Below are 22,481 nucleotides of genomic sequence, written 5' to 3' on the forward strand. Positions count from 1 at the left end.
CGAACGGAACTCCTCAACCTCGAAATAATGATTTGAGGCCAATCATCCGGGCCAGACGCAACGACCGGGCGCTTTGCGATAGTCACCGCAGCTTGTCGAGCAGCGCCTTCGCCTGCTTCATATCTCTCGTGTCGAAGCCCTCGGTAAAGGATTCATAGATCGGGGCAAGTAAATCGAGCGCCTGCTCGCGTTTTTGCTGATCGATGCACAGCGCCGCAAGATCTGTCGCGGCCCGAAGCTCAAGGGCCTTGGCGCGTTGGCCTCTTGCCATCGCCAATGCCTGTTCGAGCAGTGACTGTGCCACAGCCTCGGCATCTGGCCCACCGCGGCCTATGAGCACCCGTGCCTTGAGTCGGTACAATTCGGCTTCCAAAATTCGTTCGCTGTTGCGGGTACTTATAGCGATGCCCGACTCGATCAACTCCAGCGCGGGCTCGTAGTCGCGATCAATCAACAGGCGCTGACACAAAAGTACCAAGAGTGCGGTGATGGCCAACTGATAACCTGCGTGACGGTACTCGTCCAACGCAGCACGGATTTCCCCAAGCGCGTTGGGTGAGCGATCGAGCGATGCCATGCATATGCCGCGAACGGCGCGGGCCAAACGCCACTGGCGGAATCCATGCTCCTCCGACAGGGCGATACAGCGCTCGGCATAACTCTGCGCTATCAGGAACTCGCCGCGGAGAGCTTGGAGAATGCACGCATAATAAAATGCGTATGCTTGCGAATGCGGATGGCTAATGGCATCGGCGCGCTGAATTGCAGCGTTCATTCGCATGGTGGCCGTATCATCGCGGCCAAGCAGCCAGAGTGGCCACGACATCAGCGCAAGGTCGGCCACGCCGGCATCCTGGCCGGCCACACGCGCTGCCAGTCTATCCTCCTCGCTGCTCGCCTCGAAGGCTTCGAAAGCCCGTTCGATCGCTTCCTGGGCTCCGGTGATCTGTCCCATGAACAGGCGGATCATCGCCTGCCCGCGCATCGCATTGAGCAAGGCTGGCCGATCGCCGCGCGTTTGGGAGAGATGAAGTAAAGCGGCGATCGTTTCCTGGGCCAGCGGCAGTTCACCGCGAATGACGCTCGCAGTGGTTAACCAGAACATGACCTGAAGTTGCTCGGGAGGATCTCGCAGGCGCTCGCATAGCTCTCGCGCGCGAGCAAAGGTAGCCATCGCATCGTTGGAGGCTGGCCCTTGGGTAGCGATCAGGCAAGGCCCCAGAGCGAACTGGAGGTCAAGTTCAAGCCTGTCATTTCGTGCGTCATCGGGCCGATGGCTCGTGGCCTCGATCCCTCGTTGCAAGTGCGCAATAGCCTCAAGATTGGCGGAGCGCATGGCTGCCTTCTTGCCGGCTTGCAGCCAGTATGCCTCCGCTTTTTCGAACAGTCCGGCCTCAGTGAGGTGGTGCGCGAGCGTTTCGGGCTGAGCATCCACAATTTCCGGGAACCGTTGCTCGAAGGCCTCCGCGATCGTGGCATGCAGCGCTGCGCGTCGGCTCCTCAGGAGCCCTGAATAGGCAGCGTCCCGCACAAGTGCATGCTTGAAGGTATACACCGCCTGCGGTAACTCGCCGCGGCGGAAGATCAACTCCGATCGGACCAACTGGGCAAGAGCCTCCTCCAGTCTCTCTCTTGGCAACCCGGCCACCGTGCTCAGCAGTTCGTACGAAAACTCGCGACCCACCACGGCGCCGACCTGAGCTACCTCCCTTATCGGGGCCAATCGATCGAGTCTGGCCATCAGCGATGCCTGTAACGTGGTCGGAATCGCCATCGCTGGGAGAGGGCGGCTTAGGGTGTAATGATCGTCCCGCTCTTGCAAGAACCCGGTTTCGAGCACGGTCTTGGTCAGTTCCTCTACGAAGAGTGGTACGCCATCAGTACGGGCGAGTATCTGATCCAAGACCTCCTTCGGGAGCGCCTTGCCGGCGGTGACCCGCTCGATCAGCGCCGCTCCGTTGCGACGGTTAAGTCGCGTCAAAGAGAGCGTCGTAACATGCGCATGACCAGGCCAGGGCGGCGTGAATTCCGGTCTCGCGGTGATGAGCAGCAGCACCCGAAGCCGTGGTACTTGTTCCAAGGTCATCGTCAGGAGCTCGAGAGAAGTCGGGTCCGCCCAATGGACATCCTCAACAATGACGAACACTGGTTGCAGTGCTGCCAGGCTTTTCAGCTGAGCCAATAGCGCCGCTAATGTCATTTCTTTGCTCTTTTGCGGGCTCAGCTCCTGCAGCCGGTAACGCTCACCGAGTGGCAAGGACAAGAGATTGGCCAGAGGGACTACGCGATCTGCGTCAGCTCCGGATCGACCGAGCAGGACCTCAAGCTTGGCGAATTTAGCCGTCGGCGAATCACTCCGCTCGAACCGGCCGGCTCGTTCGAGTTGCCGGATAAACGGGTACAACGCACTATTAGTATGATGCGCCGAGCAGAATTGGCGCACCGTGATGTGCTCCTCTCCTTGCAGCCGCTCGTCGAGCGCCAAGGCGATATGCGATTTACCGATGCCCGCCTCTCCGGTAAGCATTACTGCGCAACCCTCGCCGCTCATGGCGCGCTGCCAGCGACGCAACAGCAACTCGATCTCCTCCTCGCGTCCAATTGGCTGCGTCAACTGAGTTTTGTGCTGGGCCTCGAAGCGGCTGTCGATGCCGGTGGTGCCCAGCACCTGCCATGCTTGTGTTGGCTCCGCCCAACCTTTCAGGATGACGGGGCCAAGATTCCGGAATTCAAAATGTCCTTCGGTTAGCCGGTGAGTACTCTCGCAGATCAGGACGGCGCCCGAATCGGCGAGCGTCTGCAAGCGCGCAGCTAAATTTGGTGTTTCGCCAATAACCGCCTGCTCTTTCGCCGCGCCTTCTCCCGTCAAATCGCCTACGACCACCATCCCGGTAGCAATCCCGACGCGGACCCGAAGTTGCGTGGACGGGAATGTCTGGAGGTTGGCCACGGCATCGACCAGCGCCAGCCCGGCGCGCGCCGCTTGCTCGGCATCATCCTCGTGGGCATGTGGATAACCGAAATAGGCGAGCACTCCGTCGCCCATGTATCGCGCGATGATACCCTCATTCCGAGCGATCACCTCCGCAATGCAGCTGTGGTAGGCGCCAATAACCCCTCGCAAATCTTCGGGATCAAGACGGGCCGAGAGCGCCGACGAGCCGACCAGATCACAAAACATAACCGTGAGTTGACGCCGCTCGGCTCCGTCCCGCGCCGCCTTGCCGCCCGCTTGAGGCGTGCGCGCAATGTCGCCCTTGAGCTCCGTGATAGCACGCAACATCTTGCGGCGATGGCCGAGCAGGACACCGAGGTCCTTCAGGTCCTGCTCGGTGAGATCCCCAACAACTGATAGGTCAATGGCGTTCTCGCCAAAGCGCTGAGCGTACTCTCCCAAACCGATCGATGATAGCCATTCTGCAATACCGGACATGGCACACCTATTGGCTGTTTATAATTAGCATAGCACGTCAAGAACGTAAGCGTAGGCACATCTGAGACGAAGGCATGAAGCCCGGATCTTCCCGCAACGCAAACCGGCACTCCTCCTGGCTAAGGCTCGGCGCGGTCAAGCACGGTCTGAAGGTCTATGGTGGCGTTCGCCTTGATGCCGATCACCTTCCGCTCTTCCACGTCTGAGGCGCCAGAAGCGGAAGCCGTAGCGCCGGAGATGCAGGCATTTGAAGGCACTGGCCATCGAAATCGATGGCGCCCCGGGATCAATGGCGAGCGTCGTCGTTCCCCGAAATGCGATGCTTGCCAAAAATAAGGCAGTGCTTGCGGCGGCTCATCTGTTCGCCGAGAGGAACGATTGCATCAGCCCCGCTTTAGCCGTCCGCACGTTCAAGAGTTTGATCTGGGATTTGCGATACCCGGCCGTCAATCGAAGGATCGGTCAATACGTATCCTTCTCGTTGTGCCCACGGTTTCCGAACCACGTCTCGAGCCTGTCTCACCACGATGAGATCAAGGACGCCAAGGCTTGAGATGACCCACTACTGTGGAGGCGCTGTTCTCTTACCGGAGGGCAGCTTAACTCCCGACCTCGCGCCCTGATAGCCCGCCATCTTGGTCGTTTGATGTTTTGACGATACGAGAGGAAGAGCAAGTCCAGGTTGAGCAATGCGCCAGCATCAGCTTAGTTTTAATCGGTCGAACCGCTCCCTCCAGCGTGTTTTGTTGGAGCAGGACGGCTTCACGCTCGTCGAAATGCTCGTCGTGATTACCATCATAGGTCTCGTCGTGGGTCTGGTGGGCCCGCGTGTGCTCAACCATCTGTCGGAATCGAAAACCAAAGCGGCCAGGATTCAGATCGAGGGCTTTGCGCAGGCGCTCGACCTGTACTATCTCGACAATGGCTCATATCCGGCGACGGGTGTTGGATTGGCCGTGCTCGTGCAGAAGCCAAACAACGTCGAACGCTGGAACGGGCCTTACTTGAAAGGCAGCGTGGTTCCGAACGATCCTTGGGGCAAACCATATGAGTATGCATCTCCGGGGACGCATGGGCTAGCCTACGACCTGGCGTCCTTTGGAGCCGACGGTCGCGAAGGAGGCACCGAGCAGGCAGCCGATATCGCTAACTGGCAGAAATAGTGAGCGCCGCACCGTGGCCGCGAGCGCGTCCTCTGCGTCCAGGACGACATCGTCCGCGTTACGCGTCCTTGCGAACTTCATCCGGCCGGGATAGTCCCCGAGCCGACTAGCCGAGCGAGTTGATGATTTCCCGATAGGCGGCTTCGGGAAACGCCTTCAACGTGCGCGTCCGAACGTTTCCCTGCATCCCCAGCTGCAGGCTGAAACGCGCTGCGACAGCGTCGTCCGGGGCTTCCAGGATCACGACCATGTCATAGTCACCCATGGTCAGGAAGAAGGATTTGATCTCGCCGCTCATATCCTTGAGAGCCTTCTTCGCAGCGTCCAGACGGCGTGGCGAGTCCTTCGCCTTCTGGATGCCTTGCTCGGTCCAATTTGCAAGCATGACATAGGTGGTCATTGCCGTCCTCCTTCTGGCACGAAAGCAATGGTAGCTACGCCGTTGGGGCGAAAAACAAGACCCGGAGCAGATGCGTGTAGTCGGATTCGAACACCATGATCGTCACGAAGACCAGCACCAGCACCGGCGGCAGCAGGATCGCGTAGGCCAAAGCCAGCCGCTCCCAGGCCATGTGCATGAAGACCGCAACGATCAGGCCAGCCTTCAACACCATGAACAGCAGGATCAGCGACCATCGCAGATGGCCGTGGAGGCCAAAATAGTCGACGAGATAGGAGCAGGTGCTGAGAACGAACAACCATCCCCAGACCACGAGGTAAAGCTTGATCGGATGCTGCTGGCCCTTTGTGTGCGTGGCTCCTGATGCAGATGCGTCATCCATGTGAGCTTGCAGCGCGTGTTGCTTTGCTTCCAGATGTACCGCGACGTTTGTCATGCTGCGACCTCACCAGAGATAAAAAAGTGCAAAGATGAACACCCACACGAGATCGACGAAGTGCCAGTAGAGGCCGGTGATCTCGACGATCTCGTAATGCCCTTTTCTGCTCGTAAAGAAACCGCGCCTCTCGACATCGAAGTCTCCCCGTAAAACCTTTCGCGCAATGGCGATCAGGAAAATCACGCCGATCGTCACATGGGTGCCGTGGAAGCCGGTGATCATGAAGAAGCTCGAACCAAACTGCGCCGCACCCCAGGGATTGCCCCAGGGCCGGACGCCTTCCACGATCAGCTTGGTCCATTCAAAGGCTTGCATTCCGACGAACGTTGCGCCGAATGCTGCTGTGGCCAACATCAAGGCCGCCGTCTTCACGCGGTCGCGGCGATAACCGAAGTTGACGGCCATCGCCATCGTCCCACTGCTGCTGATCAGGATGAAGGTCATGATCGCAATCAGGATGAGCGGGATTTTCTTTTCCCCGATCGTGAGGGCGAAGACCTCGCTGGGATTGGGCCACGGCACGGTCGTGGACATTCGCGCCGTCATGTACGACAACAGGAAACAACTGAAGATGAAGGTGTCGCTGAGGAGGAAGATCCACATCATGGCTTTCCCCCAGGAAACGTTCTTGAAGGCGCGCTGATCCGAGGACCAATCGGCGGCGATGCCTCGCCAACCTGCAGGCCGCGCCGGCGGTTCTACGTTGTTTATCAGCGCCGTTTCTGCCATCTGGTCCTTGCCTCCCTAGTTCAGCAACTGGCGACAGATGTCGACGAAATTGTCTGTCCAACCTGTCAGCAGGCCGACCAGGACCAGCCAGACCAACAGCAGGAAGTGCCAGTAGATAGTGCAGAGTTCCACGCTCAGACGAATTTGGCTCGCCTCGGCGCCACGCAATACCTTGGCAGTCGTTCTACCGAGCGCCACCAGACCGCCCATCAGATGCAGCCCGTGCACAGCGGTGATCAGGTAGAAGAACGAATTGGCTGGATTGGACGCCAGGAAGTATCCGGCGCCACTCAGCTGGCGCCACGCCAGCAGTTGCCCGACAAGGAATGTAATGGCGGACGCTCCACCCGCGCACAGGCCGATGCTTATGCCGTCGATGTCGTCGCGGCGCGCGGCCATATACGCCCATTGCAGTGCCACACTGCTCAAGACCAGGACGCCGGTGTTGAACCACAACAGCGCTGGCACCGGCAGCGTCCGCCAGTCCACCATGTTCATGCGCATCGAGTAGGCGCTGATGAAGAGTGCGAATAGCGAGCCGACGACCGCGAGAAATACGCCCAATCCGAGCTTCGCCGCCGGCAGGGACGAGGTACTCTCCTCGCGAAGATCGACCATCACGCCTTCCTCCAGCCATGGCTTGGCTGCCAGCCGCTGTTGCGAGAGCCACCATCCCGCAATTGCGGCTATTCCAGCCATGAACAGGATGATGGCGCTCATGCGTGGGGCCCTTGCGCCGACAATCCTGCCGGCGGTTCATTTTGCGGCACGAAATCCAAGGCGGCGCCGGGGACGCTGTAATCGTAGGCCCAGCGATGGACGATCGGGAGCTCCTTGCCCCAGTTGCCATGCCCCGGCGGGGTCTCTGGCGTTTGCCATTCCAGCGACGCGGCGCCCCAGGGATTGCCGCCGGCCTCTTTTCCTTTGAACAGGCTCCAGATCAGATTGAACAGGAACACGAGCTGGGCGAAGCCGACGATCAGGGCCGCGACGCTCATGAACGCATTGAGGTCATGGGCGGATGCCGGAACGAAGGCCGTTTCGCCGATGTCGTGATAGCGGCGGGGCATACCCAACAGGCCCAGATAGTGCATGGGGAAGAAAATAGCATAGGCGCCGAGGAACGAGACCCAGAAGTGGAATCGTCCAAGCGCCTCATTGAGCATTCGTCCGGTGACTTTCGGGTACCAATGATAGATTCCGCCGAACACCGCCATGATCGGCGCAATACCCATCACCATGTGAAAATGAGCGACAACGAACATCGTGTCGGACAACGGAACGTCTACGACCACGTTGCCGAGAAACAGGCCGGTCAGGCCGCCGTTTACGAAGGTGATGATGAACGCCAGCGCGAACAGCATCGGGACGGTGAGATGAATGTCGCCGCGCCAAAGGGTCAGCACCCAATTGTAAACCTTGATCGCAGTCGGGATGGCGATGATGAGCGTCGTGGTGGCGAAGAAGAACCCGAAATACGGGTGCATGCCGCTCACATACATGTGGTGCGCCCACACAACGAAGCTGAGGGCGCCGATCGCGACGATCGCCCAGACCATCATGCGATAGCCGAAGATGTTCTTCCGGGCATGGACGCTGATCAGATCGGAAATGATGCCGAAGGCCGGCAAGGCGACGATGTAGACCTCGGGATGACCGAAGAACCAGAACAGATGCTGGAACAGGATCGGGCTACCACCCCCGTATTTCGTCAGCGTGCCCATCTCGACTAGCGTCGGCATGAAGAAGCTGGTTCCCAGCAGGCGGTCGAGCAGCAACATCACCGAAGCGACGAACAGCGCCGGGAAGGCCAGCAGCGCCATGACGGTGGCCGTGAAGATGCCCCACACCGTCAAGGGTAAACGCATCAACGTCATGCCGCGCGTGCGCGCCTGCAGCACTGTCACCACGTAATTCAGCCCGCCCATGGTGAAGCCGATGATGAACAGGATCAGGGAGGCCAGCATGAGAACGATGCCCCAATCCTGCCCGGGAGTACCGGAGAGAATCGCCTGCGGCGGGTACAGCGTCCAGCCGGCGCCGGTGGGCCCGCCGGGTACGAAAAAGGTCGAGGCCAGCACCACGACCGCGAGCAGGTAGACCCAGTAGCTCAGCATGTTCACATAGGGAAACACCATGTCCCGGGCGCCGACCATCAGCGGGATAAGGTAGTTGCCGAAGCCACCAAGGAACAGCGCGGTGAGAAGATAGATCACCATGATCATGCCGTGCATGGTGATAAACTGGAGATATTGGTTCGGATCGATGAACGAAAACGTGCCGGGGAATCCGAGTTGCAGCCGCATCAGCCATGACAGCACCAGCGCAACCATCCCAATGGACATCGCCGTGATCGAGTACTGGATGGCGATGACCTTGGCGTCCTGCGAAAAGACGTATCTCGTCCACCAGCTTCTCGGATGATAGAGCTCGACCTCGCCCACTTCGGCGGGCGGGACGCCTGCGACTGTGTCAAACGGGACATCGACCATCGGAATCCCCTCCTTGGTCTCTCTCTTCAACGAAGAGTTCGCCCTCTGCTATGCGGCGCTCCTCGCCGATGTTTTCATTCGCTCTCTCTCGTGTAAGCCGCTTTCGCGACATCCCGCTGCCCGGAAAGCTCGGCGAACGTCCGCTGCTTGTCCAGCCACGCGTGATAGTCTTTCTCTTCCTCTACGACGACCTTGCTCCGCATCTGCGCGTGCGCGGCACCGCAGAGTTCCGCGCAGAGAACCTCGAATGTTCCGGTGCGCGTGGGCGTGAACCAGTAATATGTGACCGAGCCCGGTATCATATCCATCTTCGCCCGAAACTCGGGCACATAGAAATCATGCAGGACGTCAATCGAGCGGAGCAACACCTTCACCGGTTTCCCGAGCGGCAGGTGCAAGTCGTCATTTTGAATGACGACATCGTCTTGGCCGGCGGGATCGTCGGGATTCAACCCCATGGGATTTTCGGCACTGACATTGCGGGCATCGGAAGTCCCGAGCCGGCCGTCCTTTCCGGGAAGCCGATAGCTCCATTGCCATTGCTGTCCCATGACCTCGACCTCGGTCGCATTGGCCGGCACTGTGACGAACTGGTGCCAGACGACCAGGCCGGGTGCCAGCATGGCTGCGACGCCGATTGCAGTACCGACGCTGAGCCACCATTCGAGCTTCTTGTTTTCGGGATTGTAGGCTGCGCGCCTTCCCTCCGTGTGTCGAAAGCGGAAGACGCAATAGGCCATGAACGCGACGACCGCGAAGAAAACCGCCCCGGTTATCCAGAATGTCAGGGTGATCGTGTCGTCGATGTAGCGCCAGTTTGAGGCGAGCGGGGTCCACCACCACGGGCTGAAAATGTGAAACAGCACCGAGGCGATTGCGACCAACAGCAGTATGATTGCTACAGCCATCCCTCATGCATCCTTGCCGCTAAAGGCTGCGGATACGAACCAGAGGGCGGAGCTCACGTCTGCTGCGATGGCGGAATCACATCCGCCGCCGTCATGCCTCTTGCCTCGCCCATTCAATCGGTCGCGACGCCGAGTGCACGTTACGACCGCACAAGTCTCAACGGAGCTGGGGGCGTTGGATTCAACATGGTCCGCGTCGAGCCGGGCGTCAATAGTAGAGTGTGTCGCACCGCGAGCGTCTCCGGCATCATTTCAAGCCGGCGGTAGAGGCCGGCAGCGATCGCTTGGTGACGCAACGCAACAAAACGAACTGTGCAGATGCACAATTCACCCAGCCGCAAGCGCTGTCTTGTTTCTTCCACCCATCGCGCTAAGCTGGGGGCACCGGTCGCGACAGGTGTCGTCCGGCAAAGCTCCTTCTCGTCGAATCTGGTTTGCCGGGCTCAATCGCGATTTTCGCGCATGAGGCGAATGTGCGCGACTTGAAGGCGCGCCATTTCCCCTGCGATCAGAAGCAAGGAGGCCGGCGCCATGACCACCGTATTCGCAAGACCCAGACTGCAAGTGTTTGGCGTCTCCACCCCGTTTGTCGTACGCAAGATCAGCCTTTCCGATTTGGGCAACGCGTTGCGACTGGGCTGGGAAGACTTCAACGCCATCCCAACTCACGCCATCGTCCTTTGCGCGATTTATCCCGTCCTCGGAATTGTCCTATTTAGACTTGTCATCGGCTATTCCGTGCTGCCGCTGCTGTTTCCGCTGGCTGCGGGCTTTACGCTGATCGGTCCCTTTGCCGCGCTCGGCCTGTACGAGCTCAGCCGCCGCCGCGAGCGCGGAAAGGAAGCAGCGGCTTGGGATGCCATGCAGGTGCTGCGCGCACCGTCTTTCGGCGCCATGCTCGAACTCGGCATCCTCCTGCTGGTTCTGTTCGGGGTGTGGATCGGCGCCGCGAACGCGATCTACGTTGCAACCTTTGGCCACGCCCCGGCTGCAAGCATCCCTGACTTCGCAACGCGTGTTTTGACGACGCCGGAAGGATGGTCGCTTATCATCGTCGGCTGTGGCGTCGGCTCCCTGTTCGCCGTCGTGGCCCTGTGCGTCAGTGTCGTGTCGTTTCCGCTGATGCTCGACCGGCATGCGACTGCGATCGACGCAATCCGGACGTCGCTGCGGGCCGTGAGGGAAAATCCAATTGAGATGGCGGTATGGGGTCTGGTTGTTGCGACACTGCTGGCGATCGGTTCGCTACCGTTCTTCGTCGGTCTCGCCGTCGTTTTGCCGGTGCTCGGTCATGCCACCTGGCATCTTTATCGGAAGGTCATTGAGCCTGACCCGAACCCGCCGGAAGAACAGCCGCGCCCGCCGATTGGTCACCGCTATGCGGCGGATTTCCCGGCCTCACTCTTCCCGTGGAGCCGCGAACGCTAGCCGGAGGCAGCAACGAACGGTCGCACCATCACTGTGTTCGGCGGAACCGGCTTTCTCGGCAGCCGCATCGCTCGCCATCTGTGCAGTCATAAATTTCCCGTCCGGATCGCGTCACGGCATCCGGACGTGCAACTTCAATCCGTAGCGGCCAACATTCATGACGAGCGATCCGTCGCGAATGCGTTGGTCGGCGCCTACGGCGCCGTGAACGCGGTCAGCCTTTATCGCGAGCGCGGAGGGGAGACATTTCACTCTGTTCACGTCGAGGCGGCCCAACTTGTAGCAGCCCAGGCCCGCCGGGCGGGAGTCGAACGGCTTGTTCACGTTTCGGGGATCGGGGCCGACGCCGCCTCGCCATCCCTCTACATCAGAAAGCGCGGTGAAGGTGAACGGGCGGTCCGCGCGGAATTCGCCGATGCGTTTATCGTCCGCCCGGCTGTGATGTTCGGACCGGATGACGCGTTTCTCGGCACCGTCCTCAAGCTCCTTCGTCGGCTTCCGATCTATCCGATGTTCGGCCGCGGCCGCACCAGATTGCAACCGGCCCATGTCGAAGATGTTGCGGAGGCGGTTGTCCGAATCATCGAGCGAGCCGAGCCCCACCCGACGGTCTTTGAGTTCGGCGGCCCGAACCGCTATTCCTACGAGCAACTGCTCAGAGCGATCGCGCAACAGGCTGGCCTCTCGCCACGCCTGATTCCAATCCCGTTTGCCGTTTGGCACGCGCTGGCCTGGGCCTCCGAGATACTCCCTGGCCTGCCCCTTACGCGTAACCAAGTGGAGCTGATGCGGATCGACTCGGTGTCATCACCGGAGATGTCTGGATTTGCCGAGCTTGGCATCTCGCCACATTCGATCGAGGAAATCCTTCAGGGGATGCTATCGAATCGAAGATGAGAGAAGCGTCCCAGCTAATCCAGCTTTAACGGCGCGTGGCGAGCGTCTGCACGGGCGCATTCGCGCTCGCGGCAGCTGGGCTGTTGGACCATGAGCCGGCGCCAGTTCAACCGCGCATTCCGGGCGCGGACCGGCGCCACACCCGCGCGCACGGTTGAACGCCTCCGCGCCGATCTGGCGCGAGGCCACATAGAGACAACTGCAGAACCGGTCGAACGCGTCGCGGAGGCGGTCGACTTCGGTGATGGGAAAACATGAGACGGGCACGTGTTTGGGAAAATGGCGCGCCACCCAGAACAAAACTGCGAACTCTTATGCGATTGAAATCACAACATGATTTCGAGCAGAGCCCAAGCGCGGCGTCGCGTTCGTCATTCCGGCGCCAAAGGAGCCGCGGCGCTAATGGCCCGTGGAGTGCCGGCTCATGTCCTCCAGAAGCTCGCGCATCGCGTCGAACTGCGTGCCAAAGCCTTTCCAGTCGCCGGACTTCAATCGTTCAACGGCCTGATTGTAGCGATCGAGCGCCTCCCGGGCCTGACTTGCCGACGGGCGTGTGACAAGCATTTCCTCCTTCGAGCTCGACAACGGCCGCATCGCGCCAGGCTCGATGAACAGCGCTGACAAGGCCTCGTCGAGCGTCTCCTTCATCACCACACGTTCGCCGTAGGCTGCGATCACGCGTTTCAGCTCAGGCAGGTGTCCTTGCTGTGCCCGCAGATAGAGCGGTGATACGTAAAGGATCGAGTTCTCGATCGGAATCGCAAGCAAATTGGCACCGCGGATCACCCGCGAGCCCATCTGATTCCACAGCGTGAGCTGTTGCGAGATCTCCGTATTCTGATTGATCCGCGCCTCGATCTGGAACGGTCCGTAGACGAGCTTCTCCTTGGGGAATTCGTAGACAATCAATTTGCCATAGTCGGGCGCGTCGCAGCGCGCGGCGAGCCACGCGATCATGTTGTCGCGGCGGCTCGGTACCATGGGAAGCATGAGGAAGAATTCGGCCTGCGGTTCGCCGGGCAAGCGCATGATGATGTAATAGGGGGTCATCGTCGAGATGCCGTCGCCGCCCGGCTGGCGAGGGAATTGCCAGAGATCCTCGCGGTTGTAGAAAACGTCGGCCGCCTCCATGTGGTAGGCTTGGTACAGTCGGGCCTGAATCATGAACAGGTCTTCCGGATAGCGAACGTGCTTCCGTAAGTCCGGCGGCATCGTCGTGAACGGCTTGAACAAGTTCGGAAAGATGCGCTGGTAGGTCGCTGCAATCGGGTCGCCTGAATCAATAAGGTAGAAGTCGACAGTCCCATTATAAGCATCAATGACAACCTTCACCGAATTGCGAATGTAGTTGAGATCGAGCCCCTGTGCGGGCTCTGCATACGGGAAATAGGCGTTCGTCGTGTAGGCGTCCTGCATCCAGAACATGCGCCCACTGCTGACGACCAGATAAGGATCATGATCGAGCCTGAGGAACGGCGCGATCGTGCTCACCCGCTCCTTGATATTGCGCCGGATCATGATCCGGCTGTCGATCGTAATGTAGCCTGAGAGAAGCAGGTTCGGATCGTTGAAATAGTAAGCAAACAGCATTCGCGTGGCCATTGCCCCGATCGAGATGCCACCGGCGCCGCCATAGGCCGCATAGGCGTTCTCTTTGCCCTTCGGATAATCGAACTCCGGGATGCTGCTCTTGACGACGACGTAGTCGTCGGTCTGCTCGCCGAAGTAGATGCGCGGCTCGTCGATCCTGGGGCCGACGTCTGCGACAGGAGGAATATTCCGCAGATAGAAGATCGGCAGTCCTTCGGCGCTCTTGCGTGTGACCGGACTCATCACCGCGCCATTGCCGTGGGTGAACAGCACGTGGCGATTGACCCAAGTCTGGGCGTTAGGCGGCAGCAGGGAGGACCGCAGTTCGCGGGCGGAGAGCATCACGCTCTGGTAGGAGCCATCGAGCCAGTAACGATCGACGTCGAGGTCATGGAATTTGTAGTAGGTGCGGATTTCCTGCAGTTGCGCGTAGGTATCCGACAGCGGCAGCCAGTCCCACAGCCTGATATTTTCAATTGTCGCCTTGTTGGCTTCGAGCGCCTCGGGGGTAAGCTTCTGCTCGGCGGTAAACGGCCTGGCTGCGATCTGATCGAGATTGTATGCCTGCCGGGTGAGCGCGATGTTGTGTTCAATGTAGGGCTTCTCCAGCTCCAACTCGCTTGGTTTGACGAAGAACTGCCGGAACAGCCCAGGGACGACGCCGGACAGCACGAACGTACCGGCGCTGACGAGCACAATCGCCACGGCCGGAAGCCGGTAGGTGCGAACCCGGATGTTCGCCCAGGCGGTAAGCGCCGCGATGATCGAAAGTCCGATCATTAGCCACAACGCCGGCAGCCCCACATGCACGTCGGTGTAACTTGCGCCGACGACGACGCTATTGTCGCCGTAGAGCAGCAGATAGCGGTCGAGAACACAGGACCAGGCTTTTACCGCGAAGAGAAAACCAAGCAGAGCGGAACCATGAGCGATCGCTGTCGGCGATATTGATCGACGGTAAACGTCGTATTCGATGTCGCCGTGCACCCAGTAGATCGCCGCGGCGAAAAGCCCGCTCAGAACGAGCGCGAGCATCATCCAGTTCTTGATGAGGATATAGGCGGGCAGTGAGAAGAGGTAGAAGCCGATGTCCTTGTTGTAGAGCGGATCGTCTGCGCCGTAGGGCACCTGATAGACAAATCGCAGGAAGACGCCCCAGTTGCCGGCCTGGGCTGCCGCCACAAGAAGAGCGAGCAAAGCCGCAACGCCTGTGATCAACCAGGGCCACGACAATCGATCGCGCGCAAGCACAAGCAGATCCGGCGGCGCGTTGCCCGCGGCGCTCCACGCCGGAGCGGCGACGAACTGCGTCGGCCGCTGTCGGGCAGAGCGTAGCGCGAGCCATCCATTCAGCCAGAGGATGACGGTGGTTCCGATCCAGACTGCAAGAAAGACGACGGCTTCGGCGCCGATTGTGGTCCAAAAGACCTGGAGATAACCGATCGAGGCAAACCACAGCCAGTCGACCAGGAGGTCGCTCGCGAGCGCAAGCAGGACGAGGCAAATCCCAATGACGACGGCCGCAACAATCAACCCGACCATGGCACGTTGCCTCGGTATCTTGCCTCCGGGTCCGGTAATCCCGATCGTCATGGTTTCATTATAGCGGAAATGAGAGACGCCCGCCCGCCCGATTCGGGATTAGCGCCTCGAGCGAGGACAGGGCTGCCAGAACCTGCATCGCCGCCATCGCGGCAGCGCAAATGGGCGAGGTCGGCTGAAGCAGCCGGCGCTGCCAGTCGGTCGTCAGGCAACATGGCGCTCTCGAAGCGGCGCCGCACCGCATCATATCGGAATAGCGCAACTTGGCGCGCCACCCTGTATAAAATTGCGAACCCGTATATAATTGCGGACGGAAGACCCGTGTTGGGTCTATAGGCAGCCGCCCATCCTATGGCGAGAGTCTGCCGGGGGTGGATGGTTTGCATTCTGCATCGGAGGTGATGTCATGGCGATTGCTCCCACGCTCCAGAAATACCTGGCCGCTGAAAACATCCAATACGAGCTGATCCCGCACGAACTCAGCATGACGTCCACGCGAACGGCTGAGACCTGCCATATCTCGGGCGACCGCCTCGCCAAAGGCATCGTGTTGCGGCGCAACGGCGAATACATGCTGGCCATCTTGCCCGCATCGCATCACCTTCGCCTGTCGGACCTGAGGACAAGTCTCGGCGACAACGTCCACATTGCCGATGCAACCGAGATCAATCGGCTGTTCAGTGACTGTGCACACGGTGCCGTTCCTGCCGTCGGCAAATGCTACGGGTTGGATATCATCGTCGACGACAGCATCGAGGCACAGCAGGACATCTATATGGAAGCCGGCGATCATGAGACGCTGCTTCATATGGGTCACGCGCAGTTTGCGCGCCTGACGAGCAACGCACCGCACGGGCGTTTTAGCGCGCACGACTGAGGAATCTGCGCACCGCCCAATGCCTTTGCAATCCTGGGCGGGAACGCGGCTCGCGACGTCGCCGTTAAATCGTTGGGAAGGGTGACGGCGACAGCGTCGGCGTTTGTCTGCCGGATCGCCAAGGAGTGATGCTTTCTCCTGCGACCCCGCACCCGATCGGTTGTACAGTTCAGAAAATGGCGGCGCTGCTGCATTGCATCAACGCACCTGAAACCCAGGAACGGAGACTCGCCATGAAGGTCAAAGACGTGATGCACAAGGGTGTCGACTGGGTCAGCCCTGACACCCCTATCACCGAACTTGCCAAATTAATGCGGGCGCACGACATCGGCTGCATTCCGGTTGGCGAGGACGACAAGCTGGTCGGGATGGTGACCGACCGCGACATCGTCTGCAAAGGGCTCGCAAGCCACAACTTCGATGCCGGCCGCGCGACAGCGCGCGATGTGATGACCGAAGGCATCCATTGCTGCAGGGAGGACGATGACCTCGCGAAGGCGATGCATCATATGGAGAAGCTGCAGGTCCGCAGGCTGCCGGTGATCAACAAGAGCAAGCGGATGGTCGGCATCATCAGTCTGGGTGACGTCAGCCATTCCGCGTCCGGTGATGTGCTGACCGACACCGTCAGGAGTGTTGCGGCGCATCACTGAAGTAGGGCCAGGGCTCCTCTCGCGATCGCCGCTCGGTCCGACGTTGAGCTGAGCCCGAGCCATGCGTTTAACAAGGACCCATCGCGCGGCCCGAAAGCGGCGGCCCGACGTGCTCTACTTTGCGTCGGTGTGACCGCAAAATGATAATGATGCGGACACGGCGCGGCAAATGGAGGACACGATGGCGTGGCGTGACGACAAGGCCCGCGCAACCCTGATCCGCGACGCAGCAGGCAGCGTGCCGCCGGGAAAGAGCCCCCGGGCCTTTGCCGGGCCTCTGTTCGGCTACAGCAATATCGAGGATCTCGACAATTACGATGCCGCCTCGCTTGCCCTCCTGGCGGAGCACGCCTGGGAGCATGTACAGCGGCGCACGTCGGGCTGCGCCGATATCCGCGTGGTCAATCCGACGTTGCCGAACGGGCGCGAGATTTCCGTGCTCGAGATTCTCAACGACAACATGCCTTTCCTGTACGACTCCACGATGGCGGAGCTCGCCGAGCAGGGTATCGAAGTCACACTCGTCGCCCACCCGATCATCGCCGTGGAGCGCGATGCTGAGGGCAAGCTGCTGCGCTTCTACGGCGAAGCACTGCCAGAGGGAGCAAGGGGCGCACGCGAAAGCCTGATTCACCTCCATATCACCCGCCTGGACGCCGACGCCGATCGCCAGAAGCTGATCGACGGACTCGCCAGGGCGTTGAACAACGTCCGCGCCTGCGTCACCGACTGGCGCGCCATGCGTGACCGCGTCGAGGAAGCGATCAAGACGTTCTCTTCCAATCCGCCGCCGCTGCCGATCGACGAGGTCGCCGAAGCCAACCAGTTCCTGCAATGGCTCTGCGCGGACAATTTCACTTTCCTCGGCGTGCGCGAATATCGCTTCTCGCCCGACAGCGATGCGTCGGACGACATCACGACCGGCGAAGGCCTCGGCATCCTCCGCGATCCGGATACGAAGGTCCTGCGACGCGGCAACGAAATGGTGGTGATGACATCGGAAATTCGCGAGTTCATGCACGAGCCGACGCTGCTGATCGTCATCAAGGCCAATGTCTCAAGCCTCGTCCATCGCCGCATCCGGATGGATTATGTCGGCATCAAGCTCTATGCACCCGACGGCCGGCTCGAGGGCGAATTGCGCGTCCTCGGCCTGTTTACCTCAGGGGCCTATACCCGCTCGGTGCGGCAGATCCCTTATGTGCGCCACAAGGTTTCGCGGGTGCTGCAGCGCGCCGGCTTCGACCCGAACGGCCATTCGGGCAAGGCGCTCATGCATATCCTCGAAGATTATCCGCGTGACGAGCTGTTCCAGATCGACGTCGACTCGCTCTACAATTTCGTCATCGAGGTCCTGATCCTCTACGAGCGCCCACGCGTCCGGGCGCTAGCGCGCGTTGACAAGTTCGATCGCTTCGTCTCCATCCTCACCTTCATTCCGCGCGACAAATACGACACCGACGTCCGCACGCGCGTCGGAGCCTTCCTGTCGCAGGTCTACAAGGGGACCCTGTCGGCTTCCTACGTATCGTTCCCTGAAGGCGCGCTTGCGCGCGTCCACTTCATCATCGGGCGCTATGATGGCAAGACGCCCGTCGTCGAGCGCGCCACGCTCGAAGCCGGGATCAGCGCCATTGCCGCGACCTGGGCCGACAAGCTGAAAGCCGCGCTCACCGCGTCGACCGACGGCATGCGGGCGCGCATGCTCGCCAACCGCTATGCCCAATCCTTTAGCGGCGGTTATACCGAGGTTTTCACAGCGGAGCAGGCCATCGCCGATATCGCGACCATCGAAAGGCTGACCCCAGCCCGCCCGGTGACGATTTCGGTGCACCGCGACAAGGGCGAGGACGATCCCAGGCGCTTCGGCCTGAAGGTGTTCTCCGACGCCGCACCGTTATCGCTATCCTATCGCGTACCGGTGATCGAAAATCACGGCCTGCGCGTGGTCAACGAACGCACTTATCAGATCGTGCCCGGTAACAGGCCCGAGCCGGTCTGGCTGCACGACATGACGATCGAGACCAGCGACGGCGAGCCGATCGAGATCAGCCCGGACTTCAGCCATCGCCTGGAAGCCTCGATCATGGCGGTGGTCGCCGATCGCGCCGAATCTGACGGATACAACGCCCTGATACTGCGCACGCCCCTCGGCTGGCGGGAAGTCTCGACCATCCGGGCACTGTCGCGCTATTTGCACCAGATCCGCGCCCCGTTCACCCAGGACTATATGTGGGAGACCTTGCGCAAGAACGCCGGGATCACAGCCAACCTCGTCGCGCTGTTCCAGTCCCGCTGCGATCCGCGCCTTGACCTTACCGATCGCGAGCGTTCCGCGCGCGAGACAACTCTCCTTGCCGAGATCGAGGAGCAGCTCAAATCCGTCGCCTCGCTCGACGAAGACCGCATCCTGCGCCGTTTCACCAATCTGGTGCAGTCGACCATCCGCACCAATCTGTGGCAGATCGGCGAGGATGGTCATCCGAGTCCGGTAATCTCCTTCAAGTTCGACGCGCGGCGGATCGACGATTTGCCGGCGCCGCGACCTCTCTACGAGATCTTCGTCTATTCGCCTCGTGTCGAAGGCATTCACCTGCGCTTCGGCAAGGTTGCGCGCGGTGGCTTGCGCTGGTCCGATCGGCCGCAGGATTTCCGCACCGAGATCCTCGGCCTGGTCAAGGCCCAGCAGGTCAAGAACGCCGTAATCGTGCCGGTCGGCGCCAAGGGCGGCTTCGTGCCCAAGCGCCTGCCGCCGCCTTCCAATCGCGACGCCTGGCTCGCGGAGGGCACCGAAGCCTATCGCATCTTCGTTCGCTCGCTGCTCGAACTCACCGACAATCTCGACGGCGACATCATCGTGCCGCCCGGTTCGACCGTGCGGCATGACGGCGACGACCCCTATCTGGTCGTCGCCGCCGACAAGGGCACCGCGACCTTCTCCGACATCGCCAATGCGATTTCGGCCGAAAAGAACCATTGGCTCGGCGATGCCTTCGCCTCCGGCGGCAGCCAGGGCTACGACCACAAGAAGATGGGGATCACAGCGCGCGGCGCTTGGGAAGCGGTCAAGCGCCACTTCCGCGAGCTCGGCACCGATATTCAGACCATGCCTTTCACCGTGGTCGGCGTCGGCGACATGTCCGGCGATGTGTTCGGCAATGGCATGCTGCTCTCGCCGGCGACAAAGCTCGTGGCGGCTTTCGATCACCGCGACATCTTCATCGATCCCTCCCCCGATCCGACGATCAGCTTCGCCGAGCGCAAGCGCCTGTTCGACCTGACGCGATCAAGCTGGCAGGACTACAACAAGTCGCTGATCTCGCAAGGCGGCGGCGTGTTCTCGCGCACGCTCAAGGCGGTCCCGCTCGCACCGGAAGTGCGGAGCCTGCTCGATCTCGACAAGCCGCAGGCTACGCCGTTCGAGGTGATGACCGCGATCCTGAAAGCGCGCGCCGACCTTCTATGGTTTGGCGGCATCGGCACCTATATCCGCGCATCGGGAGAGAGCGACGATCAGGCCGGTGACCGCGCCAACGATCCGATCCGCATCGCGGGCGCCGATGTTCGCGCCCGGGTGATCGGCGAAGGCGCCAATCTCGGCGTCACCCAGCGCGGCCGCATCGAAGCGGCACAGAAGGGTGTCAAGCTCAACACCGACGCCATCGACAACTCGGCCGGTGTGAACACGTCCGACCTCGAGGTCAATATCAAGATCGCGCTGGCGCGCCCCGAACGCGAGGGACGCCTCAGCCCCGCCGACCGCAACAGCCTGCTAGCTACGATGACCGACGAGGTCGGCACGCTGGTGCTGCGCAACAACTACCTGCAGACGCTGGCGCTCTCGCTCGCCGAGCGCAAAGGCGTGGCCGAGACCGGCTTCCTCACCCGCCTGATGCAGTCGCTCGAGCAGCGCGGTTTGCTGAGCCGCTCCGTCGAGTTCTTGCCGGACGACGCAGCGCTCACCGAGCGCACGCGGCGCGGCCAAGCCCTGACACGGCCGGAGCTTGCCGTATTGCTCGCCTACGCCAAGCTGACGCTCTACGAGGACCTGCTCCTCACCAGCGTGCCGGACGATCCTTATCTCGCCCGCAGACTGACCCTTTACTTCCCGCGCGAGGTTCCCGACAAGTTCCCGACCGCGGTCGAGCTCCATCGTCTCCGACGCGAGATCATCGCAACCAGTCTTGTCAATGCCGTGATCAACCGCGGGGGCCCGGCCTGCATCGTGCGCCTGACCGACGAGACCGACGCCGATATCTGGACCATCGTCATGGCGCAGGTGGCGGTGGACGCGATCTACGAGCTCAGGCGGCTCAATGACGAGATCGACGCGCTCGACACACGTATCGACGGGCAGTTGCAGCTCAGCCTCTACGCGGCGATCCAGGACCTCCTGCTCTCCCGCATGGTCTGGTACGTGCGCAATGTCGATTTCAAGGACGGGCTGGAGGCCGTTGTCGCGCGCTTCGGCCAAGCTATCCGCCAGATCGTCGCCGGGCTCGACGCCACCCTGCCGACGGACTTGCAGCCCGCACGTGCCAAGCGTCGGCAGGACCTGACCGATGCCGGCGTCCCGGCCGGCCTCGCCTGCGAGCTCGCCGATCTCGACGCCCTGGTCTCGGCACCGGATATCGTGACCGTGGCGGAGCGCACCAGCCGCAGCATCAGCGATGCCGCCGCGACGTTCTTTGCCGCCGAGGCGAATTTCCGGCTCGACCGGATCATTGCCGCCGCGCGCAGCGTGCCGGCAAACGATTATTTCGAACGTATGGCCATCGATCGCGCCGTTGAGCAGATCGCTGGCGCCGAAAGAAGACTGGCAGCGCATATGCTGGCAACCGGCCAGTCCGGCCAACAGGCCGTCGAGACCTGGCTCGCGGCTCACCCCGAAGCGACGCGCATCCGCCGCTCGGTCGAGGAAATTGCCGCCACCGGACTGACGCTCGCCAAGCTGACTGTGGCCGCGAACTTGCTGGGAGATCTGGTCAAAGCCTGAGGGCGTGCGAGGCAGGGATGTGAAACTTGGCCGGCGAACGGAGGACTCCCATGATCCACGCGACTTGCCATACCGCCGATACTCTCCGCTGCATCGAGTTCGATGCCACAACTTGGTTCAACGAGGCTGACGCTCCGAGCATTATCGATTTGGCCCAACGAGGATGGGCAGCAAGGCGATTGCAGATTCCCTTGAGCGCCGACGAGGATACGAACGCTTGCACGACCTCGTTGAGTATGCAGCAAAGCGACTGCAACCGGAATCCCTGGACCCAACCTGGGAAACCTTCGAATGCGTCGTCGACGGACCTGACGCCGTGGCCGGGCTCGAGAAGAACCGGCCCGAAATTTTGGCGGGGATCCGCTAAGCCACGGGAAGCGCCGCAATGGCGATGATCGATCGGCGACGTCGTCAGCGAAACGGCAATGGCGCTCCCCAGCTAGAGCAACCGGCCAAGCGTGCTACGCAGCATCCTGTCAGTCGTGGCTTAACCCACTCACAGGGCCTGGCATAGCCCCGCGCCCCGCATGCGCCGATGCACGCTCGGGAACCTTATGCTCGAATCGGGCCGCTGTTAGATTCAATCTGCTGTCGCAGCGATCTCATTCTGGGCCAATCGCTTAAGAGTGGTCGGCGCACCAGGGCTCGAACCTGGGACCCGAAGAGGCGTATGATTTATCTGTAAGATCAATGGCCATTCCGACAAAAGACTCGTTGAACGTGCATTAAATCCACAATTGGATTTCCATTTGTCGGAATGTCCCGGTACCAAATACGCGCAGCACGCGACAGGACGAGGCGTCGGGGGTTCGAGTCAGGAGACCGCTACCGCTTTCTCACATGTCCAGACCGGAGACATAGGTAACAGGTCGTACCTAAGACATGGGTGACAACCTCGTGCCGAACGGGTTGTCGAGGGGTTTCAAAGTCGTTT

At 60.9% G+C, this 22,481-nt stretch carries 17 protein-coding genes; 9 read left to right on the forward strand and 8 right to left on the reverse strand.

From position 1 onward, the window contains the following. Positions 1–82: 82 nt before the first annotated feature. Positions 83–3,433 carry an AAA family ATPase gene (locus ABIB91_RS36630; RefSeq protein ID WP_354171694.1) on the reverse strand — a complete coding sequence of 1,117 codons (3,351 nt, stop codon included), beginning with the start codon at positions 3,431–3,433 and terminating at the stop codon, positions 83–85. A 247-nt stretch (positions 3,434–3,680) separates the two neighbouring features. Here ABIB91_RS36630 and ABIB91_RS36635 point away from each other — a divergent pair, with 247 nt between their 5' ends. Further along, entirely contained in the window at positions 3,681–3,986 is a 306-nt protein-coding gene (locus ABIB91_RS36635; protein ID WP_354171696.1) for a hypothetical protein, read from the forward strand. Between the two features lie 136 nt (positions 3,987–4,122). Continuing rightward, complete coding sequence (gspG, locus tag ABIB91_RS36640) at positions 4,123–4,596, forward strand: type II secretion system major pseudopilin GspG (protein WP_354171698.1); 474 nt, start codon at positions 4,123–4,125, stop codon at positions 4,594–4,596. 106 nt (positions 4,597–4,702) lie between these two features. Here gspG and ABIB91_RS36645 read toward each other — a convergent pair whose 3' ends face one another. The 6 genes from ABIB91_RS36645 to coxB all read right to left on the reverse strand — a co-directional run bounded on the left by ABIB91_RS36645 (position 4,703) and on the right by coxB (position 9,564). Continuing rightward, complete coding sequence (locus ABIB91_RS36645) at positions 4,703–4,996, reverse strand: GYD domain-containing protein (protein WP_219684590.1); 294 nt, start codon at positions 4,994–4,996, stop codon at positions 4,703–4,705. A gap of 34 nt (positions 4,997–5,030) precedes the next feature. After that, positions 5,031–5,432 carry a cytochrome C oxidase subunit IV family protein gene (locus tag ABIB91_RS36650; protein WP_354171701.1) on the reverse strand — a complete coding sequence of 134 codons (402 nt, stop codon included), beginning with the start codon at positions 5,430–5,432 and terminating at the stop codon, positions 5,031–5,033. A 9-nt stretch (positions 5,433–5,441) separates the two neighbouring features. Continuing rightward, positions 5,442–6,164, reverse strand: a complete 723-nt coding sequence (locus ABIB91_RS36655; protein WP_219684592.1) for a heme-copper oxidase subunit III family protein — start codon at positions 6,162–6,164, stop codon at positions 5,442–5,444. Positions 6,165–6,179: 15 nt separating this feature from the next. Continuing rightward, positions 6,180–6,884 (reverse strand): cytochrome c oxidase subunit 3, encoded by a 705-nt coding sequence (locus ABIB91_RS36660; protein WP_354171703.1) that lies wholly within the window; start codon positions 6,882–6,884, stop codon positions 6,180–6,182. After that, entirely contained in the window at positions 6,881–8,656 is a 1,776-nt protein-coding gene (gene ctaD / locus ABIB91_RS36665; RefSeq protein ID WP_354171705.1) for a cytochrome c oxidase subunit I, read from the reverse strand. The genes ABIB91_RS36660 and ctaD overlap by 4 nt, the downstream gene beginning before the upstream one ends. 74 nt (positions 8,657–8,730) lie before the next feature. Next, positions 8,731–9,564, reverse strand: a complete 834-nt coding sequence (gene coxB, locus ABIB91_RS36670) for a cytochrome c oxidase subunit II (RefSeq protein WP_354171707.1) — start codon at positions 9,562–9,564, stop codon at positions 8,731–8,733. Positions 9,565–10,095: 531 nt separating this feature from the next. Here coxB and ABIB91_RS36675 point away from each other — a divergent pair. The 3 genes from ABIB91_RS36675 (at position 10,096) to ABIB91_RS36685 (ending at position 12,147) form a co-directional block, all read left to right on the forward strand. Next, positions 10,096–10,992 carry a DUF2189 domain-containing protein gene (locus ABIB91_RS36675; protein WP_354171709.1) on the forward strand — a complete coding sequence of 299 codons (897 nt, stop codon included), beginning with the start codon at positions 10,096–10,098 and terminating at the stop codon, positions 10,990–10,992. A 33-nt stretch (positions 10,993–11,025) separates the two neighbouring features. Continuing rightward, positions 11,026–11,889 (forward strand): complex I NDUFA9 subunit family protein, encoded by an 864-nt coding sequence (locus tag ABIB91_RS36680; protein WP_354171711.1) that lies wholly within the window; start codon positions 11,026–11,028, stop codon positions 11,887–11,889. 90 nt (positions 11,890–11,979) lie between these two features. Next, entirely contained in the window at positions 11,980–12,147 is a 168-nt protein-coding gene (locus ABIB91_RS36685) for a helix-turn-helix domain-containing protein (protein WP_354171713.1), read from the forward strand. Between the two features lie 141 nt (positions 12,148–12,288). On the opposite strand, the gene ABIB91_RS36690 is transcribed toward ABIB91_RS36685, so the two are convergent. Then, positions 12,289–15,021 (reverse strand): UPF0182 family membrane protein, encoded by a 2,733-nt coding sequence (locus ABIB91_RS36690; RefSeq protein ID WP_354171715.1) that lies wholly within the window; start codon positions 15,019–15,021, stop codon positions 12,289–12,291. Positions 15,022–15,427: 406 nt separating this feature from the next. Between ABIB91_RS36690 and ABIB91_RS36695 the strand changes: the two genes are divergently transcribed. The 4 genes from ABIB91_RS36695 to ABIB91_RS36710 all read left to right on the forward strand — a co-directional run bounded on the left by ABIB91_RS36695 (position 15,428) and on the right by ABIB91_RS36710 (position 21,914). Beyond that, positions 15,428–15,898: an aminoacyl-tRNA deacylase gene (locus ABIB91_RS36695; RefSeq protein WP_354171717.1), complete on the forward strand. Its 471-nt coding sequence runs from the start codon at positions 15,428–15,430 to the stop codon at positions 15,896–15,898. A 233-nt stretch (positions 15,899–16,131) separates the two neighbouring features. After that, entirely contained in the window at positions 16,132–16,551 is a 420-nt protein-coding gene (locus tag ABIB91_RS36700) for a CBS domain-containing protein (RefSeq protein ID WP_354171727.1), read from the forward strand. Positions 16,552–16,720: 169 nt separating this feature from the next. Continuing rightward, a complete protein-coding gene (locus ABIB91_RS36705; protein WP_354171719.1) occupies positions 16,721–21,547 on the forward strand; it encodes an NAD-glutamate dehydrogenase in 4,827 nt (1,608 codons plus the stop codon). A 217-nt stretch (positions 21,548–21,764) separates the two neighbouring features. Further along, positions 21,765–21,914: a hypothetical protein gene (locus tag ABIB91_RS36710; protein WP_354171721.1), complete on the forward strand. Its 150-nt coding sequence runs from the start codon at positions 21,765–21,767 to the stop codon at positions 21,912–21,914. The last annotated feature ends 567 nt before the right edge of the window (positions 21,915–22,481 follow it).

Origin of the sequence: Bradyrhizobium sp. JR4.3 (assembly GCF_040547695.1) — a bacterium.
GTDB lineage: Bacteria > Pseudomonadota > Alphaproteobacteria > Rhizobiales > Xanthobacteraceae > Bradyrhizobium > Bradyrhizobium canariense.